Annotated in this window: 13 protein-coding genes and 1 pseudogene; 6 read left to right on the top strand and 8 right to left on the bottom strand. The window is 71.7% G+C overall.

The annotated features are described in order from the left end of the window. The first annotated feature begins 130 nt into the window (after window positions 1–130). Together TU30_RS00385 and TU30_RS00380 are read left to right on the top strand one after the other, a co-directional pair. Window positions 131–784 carry a GntR family transcriptional regulator gene (locus TU30_RS00385; protein ID WP_042163077.1) on the top strand — a complete coding sequence of 218 codons (654 nt, stop codon included), beginning with the start codon at window positions 131–133 and terminating at the stop codon, window positions 782–784. Beyond that, the gene (locus TU30_RS00380; RefSeq protein WP_042163075.1) at window positions 781–2,088 is read left to right on the top strand and encodes a nitrate/nitrite transporter; all 1,308 of its coding nucleotides are present in this window, start codon (window positions 781–783) and stop codon (window positions 2,086–2,088) included. The genes TU30_RS00385 and TU30_RS00380 overlap by 4 nt, the downstream gene beginning before the upstream one ends. A gap of 313 nt (window positions 2,089–2,401) precedes the next feature. Here TU30_RS00380 and TU30_RS00375 read toward each other — a convergent pair whose 3' ends face one another. Beyond that, entirely contained in the window at window positions 2,402–3,226 is an 825-nt protein-coding gene (locus tag TU30_RS00375; protein WP_042163073.1) for a maleylpyruvate isomerase family mycothiol-dependent enzyme, read from the bottom strand. Between the two features lie 217 nt (window positions 3,227–3,443). Between TU30_RS00375 and TU30_RS00370 the strand changes: the two genes are divergently transcribed. Next, window positions 3,444–4,262 (top strand): carbon-nitrogen family hydrolase, encoded by an 819-nt coding sequence (locus tag TU30_RS00370; protein WP_042163071.1) that lies wholly within the window; start codon window positions 3,444–3,446, stop codon window positions 4,260–4,262. A 177-nt stretch (window positions 4,263–4,439) separates the two neighbouring features. Here the strand turns inward: TU30_RS00370 and TU30_RS00365 are convergent, their stop codons facing one another. From TU30_RS00365 to TU30_RS00350, 4 genes are all read right to left on the bottom strand, one after another. Further along, on the bottom strand, window positions 4,440–4,931 hold the full coding sequence (locus TU30_RS00365) for an LURP-one-related/scramblase family protein (protein WP_042163069.1): 492 nt from the start codon (window positions 4,929–4,931) through the stop codon (window positions 4,440–4,442). A gap of 109 nt (window positions 4,932–5,040) precedes the next feature. Next, window positions 5,041–5,289 carry a DUF6458 family protein gene (locus TU30_RS00360; RefSeq protein WP_042163067.1) on the bottom strand — a complete coding sequence of 83 codons (249 nt, stop codon included), beginning with the start codon at window positions 5,287–5,289 and terminating at the stop codon, window positions 5,041–5,043. A gap of 146 nt (window positions 5,290–5,435) precedes the next feature. Further along, on the bottom strand, window positions 5,436–6,782 hold the full coding sequence (locus tag TU30_RS00355; RefSeq protein WP_078878008.1) for a M18 family aminopeptidase: 1,347 nt from the start codon (window positions 6,780–6,782) through the stop codon (window positions 5,436–5,438). 159 nt (window positions 6,783–6,941) lie between these two features. Continuing rightward, window positions 6,942–8,768: an acyl-CoA dehydrogenase gene (locus TU30_RS00350; RefSeq protein ID WP_042163065.1), complete on the bottom strand. Its 1,827-nt coding sequence runs from the start codon at window positions 8,766–8,768 to the stop codon at window positions 6,942–6,944. 224 nt (window positions 8,769–8,992) lie between these two features. On the opposite strand from TU30_RS00350, the gene TU30_RS00345 reads away from it, so the two are divergent. Then, the gene (locus TU30_RS00345) at window positions 8,993–9,472 is read left to right on the top strand and encodes an SseB family protein (protein WP_042163063.1); all 480 of its coding nucleotides are present in this window, start codon (window positions 8,993–8,995) and stop codon (window positions 9,470–9,472) included. 37 nt (window positions 9,473–9,509) lie between these two features. Continuing rightward, window positions 9,510–9,725 (top strand): annotated as a pseudogene (locus TU30_RS38150) (transposase); the annotation flags it as partial. 319 nt (window positions 9,726–10,044) lie between these two features. Here TU30_RS38150 and TU30_RS36700 read toward each other — a convergent pair. Then, window positions 10,045–10,278 carry a hypothetical protein gene (locus tag TU30_RS36700; protein WP_234307723.1) on the bottom strand — a complete coding sequence of 78 codons (234 nt, stop codon included), beginning with the start codon at window positions 10,276–10,278 and terminating at the stop codon, window positions 10,045–10,047. Window positions 10,279–10,324: 46 nt separating this feature from the next. Then, window positions 10,325–10,792, bottom strand: a complete 468-nt coding sequence (locus tag TU30_RS36695; RefSeq protein ID WP_234307722.1) for a MerR family transcriptional regulator — start codon at window positions 10,790–10,792, stop codon at window positions 10,325–10,327. A 111-nt stretch (window positions 10,793–10,903) separates the two neighbouring features. Here TU30_RS36695 and TU30_RS00335 point away from each other — a divergent pair, with 111 nt between their 5' ends. Further along, window positions 10,904–12,415: an alpha/beta hydrolase gene (locus TU30_RS00335; RefSeq protein WP_052479708.1), complete on the top strand. Its 1,512-nt coding sequence runs from the start codon at window positions 10,904–10,906 to the stop codon at window positions 12,413–12,415. 21 nt (window positions 12,416–12,436) lie between these two features. Here TU30_RS00335 and TU30_RS00330 read toward each other — a convergent pair whose 3' ends face one another. Further along, entirely contained in the window at window positions 12,437–12,646 is a 210-nt protein-coding gene (locus TU30_RS00330) for a hypothetical protein (RefSeq protein ID WP_042163061.1), read from the bottom strand. Window positions 12,647–12,846: the final 200 nt, after the last annotated feature.

Here is a 12,846-nt window from a genome sequence, read left to right as displayed (position 1 = left end):
ACCGAGAGGGGCCGCACGAGTCTGACACGTGGGCGGGGCGGATGGTTGTACGGGAAGACCGGGATCGCCTTCGGGGTCCGCATCGTGGACGGAAGCGTCCTTGGGTACATGTTGTATCTATCCTGTCGGCATGAGCCCGGTCCCCGTGAAGCAACCCCCTGCCGCCGATCGCGTCTACGCCCACGTCAAGCAGGGTGTCCTGGAGCGTCGTTACGAGGGCGGCGCGCTGCTGACCGAGGGGGAGCTGGCCGACGCCGTCGGGGTCTCGCGCACGCCGGTGCGCGAGGCGCTGCTGCGGCTGGAGGTCGAGGGGCTGATCCGGCTCTACCCGAAGAAGGGCGCCCTCGTCCTGCCCGTCTCGGCGCAGGAGATCACCGACGTCGTCGAGACCCGGCTGCTCGTCGAGGAGCACGCGGTACGCAAGGCCGTCCCCGCGCCCCCGGGGCTCATCGAGCGGCTGGAGGCCCTGCTCGCCCGGCAGAAGGAGCAGGCCGCCGCCGGTGACTTCGCCGCCGCGTCCGTCACCGACCGCTGTTTCCACGCCGAGATCGTCCGCAGCGGCGGCAACGAGATCCTCTCCCGTCTCTACGACCAGCTCCGCGACCGTCAGCTGCGCATGGGGGTCGCCGTCATGCACTCGCACCCCGACCGCATCGCCAAGACCCTCTCCGAGCACCAGGAGATCCTCGAGGCGCTGCGCGCGGGGGACCCGGACGAGGCCGCCGAGGTCGTGGGCCGGCACGTCGGCTGGTTCTCCCACCTGGCCCGGGGAGAAGTGCGATGAGCAGTGCAGGAGGTACGGGTGCCCTGCCCGGGGACCCTCCGGGCGGGCGGCGCGCCCTGGTGATGTGGGGGATCGGCGTCTCGGTCTACTTCGTCGCCGTCACCTTCCGTACGTCCCTGGGCGTGGCCGGCCTCGACGCGGCCGACCGCTTCGGCGTCAACGCCTCCGCCCTGTCCACCTTCTCCATCCTCCAGCTGCTGGTCTACGCGGGCATGCAGATACCCGTCGGACTGCTCGTCGACCGGCTCGGCACCAAGAGGGTGCTGGGCATCGGCGTCGTGCTGTTCACCGTCGGGCAGCTCGGCTTCGCCCTCTCCCCGTCGTACGGCATGGCGCTCGCCTCCCGGGCCCTGCTCGGCTGCGGGGACGCCATGACGTTCATCAGCGTGCTGCGGCTGGGCGGCCGGTGGTTCCCGGCCCGGCGCGGGCCGCTGACCGGGCAGTTCGCCGGGCTGGCCGGCATGGCGGGCAACCTCGTCTCCACCCTGGTCCTGGCCCGGCTGCTGCACGGCATCGGCTGGACGGCCGCCTTCGGGGGCAGCGCGCTCGCCGGTGTCGCGGTGTTCGTCCTGCTCGTCCTGTTCCTGAAGGACCACCCCGAGGGCCACGGGCCCGGCCCCGCCCCGCACCGGGGCGCCGCCTACGTACGCCGGCAGATCGCCGCCTCCTGGCGCGAACCGGGGACCCGGCTCGGGATGTGGGTGCACTTCACCACGCAGTTCCCGGCGATGGTGTTCCTGCTGCTGTGGGGCATGCCGTACCTCGTCGAGGCGCAGGGGCTGTCCCGGGCCGCCGCCGGTGAGCTGCTCACCCTCGTGGTGCTGTCCAACATGGTCTTCGGGCTGGTCTACGGGCAGGTCATCGGCCGTCACCACGGTGCGCGGCTGCCCCTGGCCCTCGGGACGGTGGGGGCGACGGCCCTGCTGTGGGCCCTCACGCTGGCCTACCCGGCCGAGACGGCGCCGATGTGGCTGCTCGTGGTGCTGTGCACGGTGCTGGGCGCCTGCGGGCCGGCCTCGATGATCGGCTTCGACTTCTCCCGCCCGGTGAACCCGCCGGAGCGGCAGGGCACGGCGTCCGGCATCACCAACATGGGCGGTTTCGTCGCCTCCATGACCACCCTGTTCGCCGTCGGTGTCCTGCTGGACGCCACCGGCGGGGACTACGGCGTCGCCTTCACCGCCGTCTTCGTCCTCCAGGCCCTCGGGCTCACCCAGATCCTGCGGCTGCGCGGGCAGGCGGCGCGCAGGGAGCGGGAACGGCTGGTCGCCAGCAGGGTGGAGAGCGTGCACGTGCCGGTGTAGGGACACGGGAGCGCCCGGTGGGGGGGAACGCCGGGTGCCGGCCGTGGGCCCCGCGCCTCCCGCCGCCCACGGCCGGCAGACCTGGAGCCGGTCGCGGAAGGGGCGCCTGCCGCGCGACGCCCGGTACGCACTTCCGGCGCCCCGGTACGCACTCCCGGCGCACCGTCCGAAAGTCCGGGTGCGCCCGGTGCGAGGGCTTTGGGGCGGCACGCCGGGGGCACGCTCCCTCAAGCTCTCGGCCTCGCTCGAGCAGGGGGCCCCATGACGCCGCGCGGCCGCCCTCCGGGCGACGACGCCGCTTTCGCGAAAGGCCTCAGGGCGTCACCGCGAAGTGGCGCAGGATCGCCGCCGCCAGCTCCGGGTCGCCCTCCGTCTTCACCCGGTCCGACACCGCGTCCGGCGTCACCCGGCCGCAGGCGAGGCGGACGTACGTCTCCCAGTCGAGGACGAGGGTGACGGCCGGGCCGAGGGCCGGGGCGGTCTCCAGCGTGCCGCGGCCCTGGATGTCGACGCGGACGGTGCGCAGGAACTCCACGGGGCCGTGGACGTCGATGACCACGGCCGAGCTGCGCGGTGCCTGGGCCTTCTCGGCGACCACCCGCGGCAGCTCGGCGAGCAGCACGTCGCGGGCGATGTGCGCGCCGGGGGAGTCGAGGTTGCCGGGGCGGCCGAGGGCCGTCCGCAGGTCCTGCTCGTGCACCCACACGTCGAACGCGTGCCGGCGCATGGACTCCTCCAGCGTGAGCTCCGAGCCGAGCGGGCCGCGCACCGTTCTGCCCGGCTCACGCGACTCGTTCCGCAGCTGGCGGTTGCGGCGGATGATGACGTACTCCAGCTCGGAGGTCATCTCCGGTGCCGTGTGGTGGCGGCGTACGTCGACCTGGATCTCCGTGTAGCGCTGCCGGTCGTTGGTGACGTGGAACAGGTCGCGCGGCAGGGTGTGGATGGGGCGGGGGTCGCCCAGCATCTCGGTGTCCAGTCCGATGACGTGGGAGACCACATCGCGGACCGACCACCCCGGGCACGGTGTCCGCCGGTTCCAGTCGGCCTCCACGAGCGGCTGCACCAGCTCGGATATCGCCTCGATGGAGTGGTTCCAGGCGTCGGCGTAGGGCTGGAGGGTGGGATGCAGACTCACGGAACGGGACCCCTCGGCGGTCGGTACACGGGCGGTTGCGGCGGCGGTGCCAGTGGGCGGTGGCTGCACTCGGCGGGCGTCTCGGGACTCCCCCGGTTCTCGGCTACGCTCGAACCGGGAGGGCCCTCAAGTTACGCTGCGGTGAGGCACCCCGGCAGTGCTTTCGTGTGACGATCGTAGGCCGTGCCGACGAGTCGAATGCCAGGACGGTGGTATTGTGCGCGCTTCGTTGCTCCAAGTCGCCGTGAACGAGGGCGAATCGGTCGAATCCCGTCGGCGTGGGGTCGCCGCTCTGGTACGGGAGCAGGCCGGAGCCGACCTCGTCGTCCTGCCGGAACTGTGGACGACCGGCGCGTTCGCCTACGAGGACTTCGCGCGCGGGGCGGAGACCCTCGACGGGCCGACCCGCGAGGCGATGGCCGCGGCCGCGCGTGACGCGGGCGTGTGGCTGCACGCGGGATCCGTCCCGGAGCGGGGCGCCGCCGACGGCGGCTCCCCGGCGGGTGACGGGCCGCTCTACAACACCTCGCTCGTCTTCTCCCCCGCCGGTGACCTGGCCGCCGTCTACCGCAAGATCCACCGCTTCGGCTTCGACCAGGGCGAGGCCGTGCTGATGAGCGCGGGCGACGCGCTGGTGACGGTGGAGCTGCCGCACACCACGCTCGGCGTGGCGACCTGCTACGACCTCCGCTTCCCCGAACTCTTCCGCGGGCTGGTCGACGCCGGTGCCGAGACGCTCGTCGTCCCGGCGGGCTGGCCGGACCGCCGCCGGTCCCACTGGACGCTGCTGGCGCGGGCACGCGCCGTGGAGAACCAGGCGTTCGTCCTCGCGTGCGGAACGGCCGGGACCCACGCCGGGGTTCCGCAGGCGGGCCACTCGATCGTGGTCGACCCGTGGGGAGAGGTCCTGGCCGAGGCGGGCCCCGGCGAGCAGGTCCTCACGGTCGACTTCGACCCGGCAGAGGTCGCGAAGACCCGCGACCGGTTCCCGGCCCTCAAGGACCGCGTCCTCGGCCTGGACCGCCCGCACCACTGACCCCCGGCCGGGGCGGGCGGGCGACCCCATGGGGCCGGTCGGGGTCGAAGGGCGGCCGCCCGGCGCCCGGTGCGTGCTCCCGGCATGCCGCCCGGGGGCCCACGTGCCGGACGTGCTCGGGCCGTCGGGCGGTGTGCGGTGGGGTGGCGTGCCCGGCTGCCGCTCCCGCAGCAGGTCCTAGTCCTCCCGCTCCTTCTCCGCCAGGTGGATCACGCAGACCGCCACCGAGATCAGCAGCGCCGGGTCCGCGTCGTCCCGCACGACGTCGACGCCGTACGTCTCCCGGATGTGCCGCCAGCGCCGTGAGATCACGGCGAGCAGCTCACCGTCGTACTCCACGGCGAACTCACGGTCGAGGATCTTGCCGCTGACGTCCAGCTCGGTGCCGTCCCGCAGGGCGACCCGGTAGTGGTTGCGCAGCAGGGACAGCCGCTTGCGCCGGATCGTCGCCAGGTCCTCGCCGTCCCGCTCGATCACCATGGTGTCGCGCAGGGCGAACATCTTCTTGCGGATGTCGATGAGGACGCGGCCCTGGACGTCCTTCAGCTCGAACGTGTCCCGCAGCCGCATGGCCTTGCCGTCGACGAGGAAGACCTTGTTGCCCCGGTCGTCCTCGATCCAGTAGTCGTCACCGATCCCGAGGATCCGGTCGCGTACGAGGAATCTCATGACACCAGGCGTGCCCTCTCTCCGGTGTGCCGATGCCGCCGCTGGGCCGATTGACGGAGCCCGGACCCGAGCCGCACCTAGCCGGACCGGAACCGGGCCCGACGTCCCGTCAGACCCCGTACCCGTCGCTGTAGCCGTCACGGGTGTGCGGGCGGGTGTCCTCGACGACCGGCGTGGCGGGCGGTACGACGACACGCCTGCGCCGCGCGATGCTGCTGAAGGTCGCCACACCGATCAGGCCGACGACCATCAGGATGACGCCGACCAGGTCCAGGTTGACCCCCTGCATGTCCCAGTCGGTCGCGAAGGTGAGGATCGCCCCCGTGGCGATCAGGATGATGCACCCTCCGAGTCCCATGAGTGCCGCCTTCCCGGCCGGTGCCTCCGGCTCTTCCCCGGTCCTTCCGGTTGCCTCCGGGTACCCGGGCCGTCATCACTCATGCGTCGGAAGCGAGTTGGCCTCCCGCCCGAGGACGCGGTTTTCCGGCGGGAGGCCAACTCGCCCTACCCGTCCAGGAACGCGGTCAGCGCGTTCGCCAGCAGGAACGGGTCCTTCGCACCGCACAGTTCGCGCGCGCTGTGCATCGACAGGATGGCCACACCGATGTCGACGGTCCTGATGCCGTGCCGGGCCGCGGTGATCGGACCGATGGTGGTGCCGCACGGCATGGAGTTGTTGGAGACGAACGACTGGAAGGGCACACCCGCCCTCTCGCAGGCCGCCGCGAACACGGACCGGCCCGAACCGTCGGTGGCGTAACGGTTGTTGACGTTGACCTTGAGGATCGGGCCGCCGTCGACGCGCGGGTGGTGGGTGGGGTCGTGCCGCTCCGCGTAGTTGGGGTGGACGGCGTGTCCGGTGTCCGAGGAGAGGCAGACGGTGCCGGCGAAGGCGCGCGCCCGGTCCTCGTACGAGCCGCCGCGGGCGAACACCGAGCGCTCCAGCACGCCGCCGAGCAGCGGCCCGTCCGCACCGGTGTCGGACTGGGAACCGTTCTCCTCGTGGTCGAAGGCGGCGAGGACGGGGATGTGGGACAGGTCCGCCCTGTTCGAGGCCGCCGCCGTCAGCGCGGCCGTTCCGGCGTGCACGGACAGCAGGTTGTCCATGCGCGGGCCGGCCAGCAGCTCCTTGTCGCGGCCCAGGTACGCCGGCGGCTCCACGGAGTGCACCATCAGGTCCCAGCCGGTGACCTCGCCGGACGGGACCCCGGCGGTCTCCTCCAGGAAGGCGATCAGGTCGCCGTCGCGCACGTCCTCGCCCAGGCCCCAGACCGGCTGCATGTGGCGCTGCTTGTCGAGCTTGAGGCCGTCGGCGTTGACCGAGCGGTCCAGGTGGATGGCGAGCTGCGGGACACGCAGCAGCGGGCGGTCGACGTTCACCAGCCGGGTCGAGCCGTCCCGCAGGGACAGCCGGCCGGCCAGGCCCAGGTCGCGGTCGAGCCAGGAGTTGAGCAGCGGTCCGCCGTAGATCTCCACGGCCACCTGGCGCCAGCCCTGCGTCCCGCTGTCGGGCCGCGGCTTCACCCGCAGGTTGGGGGAGTCGGTGTGGGCGCCGACGATCCGGAACGGCGTGTGGGGGGCCGTGCCCTCGGGCACGTACCAGGCGATGATCGCGCCGCCGCGCAGTACGTACCTGCCGCCGGCCGTCCCGTCCCAGGCGTCCGTCTCCGCGACCTGCCGGAAGCCCGCCTTCTCCAGTCGTTCGGCGGCGTTCGACACCGCGTGGTACGGCGTGGGTGAGGCGGCGAGGAAGGCCATGAGGTCGTCGGTGTGGCCGCGGTCGAAGGTGAGAGGGGCGCGCGCAGCGCTCCGTGGAGCGGCGGCGGGAGACGGGCGGGCGGGTTCGCTCATGGGTTCACCTTAACGAGGGCGGGGGCCCGCCCCACGAGGGCGAGGGCCCGCTTCCCTGTGCGGAAGCGGGCCCTCGTACGGGCTCGGGCGGTTCTCGGACGGCCCCGGGGAGGACCGGGCGGATCCCCTCCGGTCTGTGCCGGGAGGTCCGGAGGCGTCCTAGAAGGCCGCCTCGTCCAGCTCCATCAGGTCCAGCTCGACGCCTTCGGCGATCCTGCGGGCCAGGGTGACGCCGGGGAGCACGTGGGCCGCGAAGAACTTCGCCGCGGCGATCTTGCCGGTGTAGAAGGGGACGTCCTTGCTGGAGGCCGTCTGGAGCTTGTCGGCGGCGACCGCGGCACCCCGCAGGAGCAGGTAGCCGACGATGACGTCGCCGGAGGCCATCAGCAGGCGGGTGGTGTTCAGACCCACCTTGTAGATGTTCTTGACGTCCTGCTCGGTGGCCGCGAGGTCGGTGAGCATCAGGCCGACGAGGGCCTCCAGCTCGACGGTGGCCTTGGACAGGTGCTCGCGGGCGCCCGCCAGTTCCTCGCCGCCGGTGCCGAGGGCGAGGAACTGCTTGATGTCCTCGGCGACCGAGTTCAGGGCCGCGCCCTGGTTGCGGACGATCTTCCGGAAGAAGTAGTCCTGGCCCTGGATCGCGGTGGTGCCCTCGTACAGGGTGTCGATCTTGGAGTCGCGGATGTACTGCTCGATCGGGTACTCCTGCAGGAAGCCGGAGCCGCCGAAGGTCTGCAGCGACTGGGCGAGCTGCTCGTAGCCCTTCTCGGAGCCGTAGCCCTTGACGATGGGCAGGAGCAGGTCGTTGAGCGCGTGCTCGGCCGAGGTGTCCTCGCCGGCCGCCGCCTTGACCGCGATCGTGTCCTGTACCGAGGCGGTGTGCAGGACGAGCGCGCGCATGCCCTCCGCGTACGCCTTCTGCGTCATCAGCGAGCGGCGCACGTCGGGGTGGTGGGTGATGGTGACCTTGGGCGCGGACTTGTCCATGAAGTTCGCGAGGTCCGGGCCCTGGACACGCTCCTTGGCGTACTCCAGCGCGTTGAGGTAACCGGTGGAGAGGGTGGAGATCGCCTTCGTGCCGACCATCATGCGGGCGAACTCGATGATGCGGAACATCTGGCGGATGCCGTCGTGCTTGTCGCCGATCAGCCAGCCCTTGGCGGGGTGCCGGTCGCCGAAGGTCATCTCGCAGGTGTTGGACGCCTTCAGGCCCATCTTGTGCTCGACGTTCGTGGCGTAGACGCCGTTGCGCTCGCCGGGCTCGCCGCTCTCGGCGTCGAAGAGGTACTTCGGGACGAGGAAGAGGGACAGGCCCTTGGTGCCGGGTCCGGCGCCCTCGGGACGCGCGAGCACGTAGTGGAGGATGTTCTCCGACATGTCGTGCTCACCCGAGGTGATGAACCGCTTCACGCCCTCGATGTGCCAGGAGCCGTCCTCCTGCTCCACGGCCCTGGTGCGGCCGGCGCCCACGTCCGAGCCGGCGTCCGGCTCGGTGAGGACCATGGTGGAGCCCCACTGCCGCTCGACGGCGATCTGCGCGATCTTCTTCTGCGCGTCGTTGCCCTCGTCGTACAGGACTCCGGCGAAGGCGGGGCCGGAGGAGTACATCCACACGGCCGGGTTGGCGCCCAGGACCAGCTCGGCGTACGCCCAGATCAGCGAGGGGGGAGTCGTCGTGCCGCCGATGGCCTCGGGCAGGCCCAGACGCCAGTACTCGGAGTCCATGAAGGCCTGGTAGCTCTTCTTGAAGGACGCGGGAACCGGCGCGGTGCCGGTCTCCGGGTCGAAGACCGGCGGGTTGCGGTCGGCGTCGGCGAAGGACTCGGCCAGCTCGTTCTCCGAGAGGCGGGTCAGCTCCTCGAGGACGCTCTTCGCGGTGTCGAGATCCATCTCCTCGAACGGTCCGGTGCCGTACAGCTTGTCGCGCCCGAGTACCTCGAACAGGTTGAACTCGATGTCGCGGAGATTGGACTTGTAGTGCCCCATGGTGACGGCTCCCGGTCCGTAGAGAGAACGGCGAGGCACTGGGTTCCTCGCACAGGTTTGCATACCAACAAGTAGCTACGATGATGCTACCCGCCAGTAATAAGAAGCAAGCCCGATCCGGCCATGTGTGACGAGATCCGCGGTTCTGCCTCTGCTCTCCCCTGTCCGTCCCTACCCGCCCGTACCCCGCCCGGCCCCGCGGTGCTCTCGGTACGCTTGCGCGCATGTACGGCTACGACCAGAACGTAGGGGCACAGCAGGGGTATGTCCCGCCGCAGCAGCAGATGCCGGGCGGCTACGGGCAGCAGCAACAACAACAGCAGCAGCCGTTGTACCCGGAGCCGTCCGCACCGTCGCTCGCGGACGCGGTGCGCGCCTTCACCACGGGCCAGGTGACCGCCGAGGACTTCCAGCAGGTCTTCGCGACGTCCAAGGTGTACTGCCCGCGCGGCGACAACCCGGGCTTCCTCGCCCTGCACAACACCCAGCAGCCGGTGATCCCGATGTTCACCTCGCTGAAGGAGCTGCGGCGGTACGCGGGCAAGGAGTCCAAGTACTTCGTGATCACCGGCGCCGAGGTGATCGACCTGCTGCCGACCGGCTACGGCTTCGTGCTCGACATGGAGGGCGAGCACCGGATGGTGTTCGACGCGAAGGCCGTGGAGCAGATGGTCGAGTTCGCGATGCGGCGCATGTACGGCTAGGCAGTTCCGGTCGGACCCGTCGGTCGCCGGTCCGGGCGTGCCGTTGACCGACGCGCGGTGGGCACGGATCGAGCTCTTGCTCCCGGACCACGCGCCGGAGCGGGGCGGCGGACGGCGAGACCGTCGTGAGGTGATCGACGCGACCGCCCACGCGTTCCGGGCCGGCCCGCGGCGGGTTCACCTGCCGGAGCAGTACGGCAACCGGCGAGGCGTCTGCGACCGGTTGCGGATGTGGGCCGTCGACGACACCCGGGAGCGGGTCTTCACCTCCCTGGTCGCCCGGGCCGACGCGGACGCGGACGGGGATGGGGACCTCAACCGGGCCGTCTCGGTGGACTCCACGATCGCGCGGGCCCACCGGCATGCGGCCGGGGCCCGCACGAAGGGGCCCCGGCCGGCGAACCGGACGACCAGGCCACCGGCCGGTCCCGCGGCGGACCGACCACGAAGAACCACCTCGCTGCCGATGCCCGCTGCCGGCCTCCGGCGTTCGTTCGCACCGCAGGCCAGCCGGGTGACGCACCCGCCACGAGACTGCCCGGGCGGGGCGAGCCCGGTCCCCGGCGCAGTCCTCACTCCTGGGCGGCGTCGTCCTGGGCGGCGTCGTCCTCGAAGAGGATCGCGTGGACGCGTTGCAGCACGTCGAGGTGGGCGCGGTGGTAGAACTCGACCAGCGCGTGCACGACGACCGACTGCGCGACCGCCGTATCCCGGTGCGAGGAGAGCCCCAGGTCGGCCAGGCCGGGGTAGTCCCTCTGCTGCTGGCGGACATCGGGCGCCAGCCGCTCCGCCAGCCGCTGCCGCACTTCGTCGGGAGCGTCCTCGTCGAGCGCCGCGAATTCCGCGTCGAGGTCACCGTGAGGCCCCGAGAGCTGTTCCCGGAGGGGCGGCCATCGCCTCGGGCGTGAGGATGCTGGAGTAGGCCAGCAGCAGGGACCGCTGGGTCTCGGGCAGGTCGTCGGCCAGTGTCCTGAAGTCCGGGGGCATGTCGAGCGCGGCCCGGTTCTCCAAGACGGCCGCCAGTTCCCGCCGCATCCGCTGCCGGCGTTCGATGTCCGCCGCGAGTTCGGCGTCCAGGTCCCGGAGGATCTGCCGCGCCCTCTCGTCGCCGCTCTCGACCGAGGGGACGTCCGCGAGGGCCACGCCGAGGCCGGTCAGTCTGCGGATGCGCAGCAGGCGGACCAGATGGCTGACGCCGTACCGCTTGTAGCCGTTGGACGCCCGTTCCGGCTCGTCCAGCAGGCCGATCTCGTGGTAGTGCCGGACGGTCTTGGTCGTCGTGCCCGCGAGTTCCGCCAGCTGACGCGTACTCCACGCCACCAGGAGCCCTTCCTCCAGCCTCGTTCCCGGCGCCCATTGAAAACCGTGCCCCCGGGGCACGGAGTGGGATGGCCGCGACCACGACCACGAACCGGTATGCGGAGACTGGATATGAAACGACAACTCAGTGTCGGCCAGAGCCTGGCCCTCCTGGCGGTCCTCGGCCTGGGCGGCTCACTGGCCCCGGTGCCCGCCGCCGCCGAGGAGCCGGAGACGCCGCAGACGGAGCGGGGCCGGTGCCCCGACGACGTCGTGGCCGAAGCCGCTCCGACCGAGCTGCGGTGCGCCACCGTGACCGTGCCGCTGGACTACGCCGACCCGCAGGGCGAGCAGATCGACCTCACCGTCTCCCGGCTGGCCGCCACCGACCCGGACAAGCGGCGCGGCGTCCTCATGCTCAACCCGGGCGGCCCCGGCGGGTCCGGGCTGGCGCTGTCCGCGCTGCTGGTGGCCCAGGGCCTGCCCAGCAGCGTCACCGACCGCTACGACCTGATCGGCATGGACACCCGCGGGATCGGTCATTCCACACCGGTCAGCTGCGGCTTCACCACGGACAACCCCTACTACACCAACATCCCGCCCTACGCGGTCGACGACGCCGCGGTCACCGCGCAGGCGAAGGCCGCCGAGCAGGCGGCCGAGCAGTGCGCGGACAACGACCGCGACGGCCGGCTGCGCCACCTCACCACCGCGAACACCGCCCGCGACCTGGACCGGATCCGGGCCGCGCTCGGCGAGGAGAAGACCAGCTACCTGGGTTACTCCTACGGCACGGCACTCGGCGCCGCCTACGCGTCGATGTTCCCCGAGCGCGCCGACCGGATCGTGCTCGACAGCAACATCGGAGACACCCACCTCGACCGCGACGGCATGCGCCGCTACGCGCTCGGCATGGAACAGACCCTGCCGGCCTTCGCGCAGTGGGCCGCCCGCCGGCACGACAGCTACGGCCTGGGCCGCACGCCCGAACAGGTCCGGGCGTCCTACCTCACCATCGCCGGCACCCTCGACAGGGCCCCGGTCGCGGGGATCGACGGCAGCCTCTTCCGGCTCCTGACGTTCGGTCACCTGTTCAAGCAGTCGCAGTACCCCAAGCTGGCGCAGACCTGGCAGGCGATGCGCGAAGGCGACGAGGCGGCGGCCCTCGACCTGTCGGCCGCCCAGGAGGAAACGGCGGACGGGGAGCTGTTGCCGACCGACAACGCCCTGGCCGTGTTCCTTTCCGTCACCTGCAACGACGTCGAGTGGCCCGAGAACGTCAACACCTACCGGCGGGGCGTCGCCGAGGACCGCGAACGCTACCCGCTGTACGGCGCCGCCACCGCCAACATCACACCGTGCGCCTTCTGGCCGTACGCCCCCGCCGAACCGCCGGTGGAGGTCGAGGCCGAGGGCCCGCGCAACGTGCTGCTCCTGCAGAACCTGCGGGACGCGCCGACCCCGCACCGGGGCGGGAAGATGCTGCGCGAGAAGTTCGGCGACCGGGCCCGGCTGGTCAGCGTCGACGACAGCGGGCACGGCGTCTACGTCCTGGGCAGGAACTCCTGCGCGTTGAACGCCGCCACGCGCCACCTCGTCGAGGGCGGGATGCCCGCGAAGGACACGTTCTGCCGCGCGGACTGACCAGCGGATCCCCAGCGGCGCTCACGCCGCCCGCAGCCCGTCCGTCGACGGCGTCCGCAGGGCGTGCCGGGTGGGCGGCTCGAACGTGAGGTACGACGTCACCACCACCACCACCACCACCGTCGCCGCCCCCGCCGGAAGCAGCGGGGCGGGGCCCGTCGGCCGGGCGGGGTCCGCCGGGCAGGGGTGGCCCAGGAAGCACCTGGGCCACCCCCGGCCGAGGAGGACCAAGGTGTTCTGCCTCGGGCGGCTACGGACGGGGGATGCGGGTCTCGGCCCCCTGCCCGGTCTTCTGGACTTCGCGCGACGGGCGGGTGGTCGCCGCCCGGCGAGGAGCCTGCCGAGCCCGGAGGGAATGCCCTCCGGGCTCCCTCTGTTGAGGGTGGCAGAAAGTTCAACACTCAACTAAAGTGGCCGTGCGAGAGGAGGTA

The sequence above is a fragment of the Streptomyces sp. NBRC 110035 genome, from assembly GCF_000829695.1.
In the GTDB taxonomy this organism is placed as follows: domain Bacteria; phylum Actinomycetota; class Actinomycetes; order Streptomycetales; family Streptomycetaceae; genus Streptomyces.
Note: the sequence above shows the minus strand (reverse complement) of the source record. Positions and strands in the feature narration are given on the sequence as shown.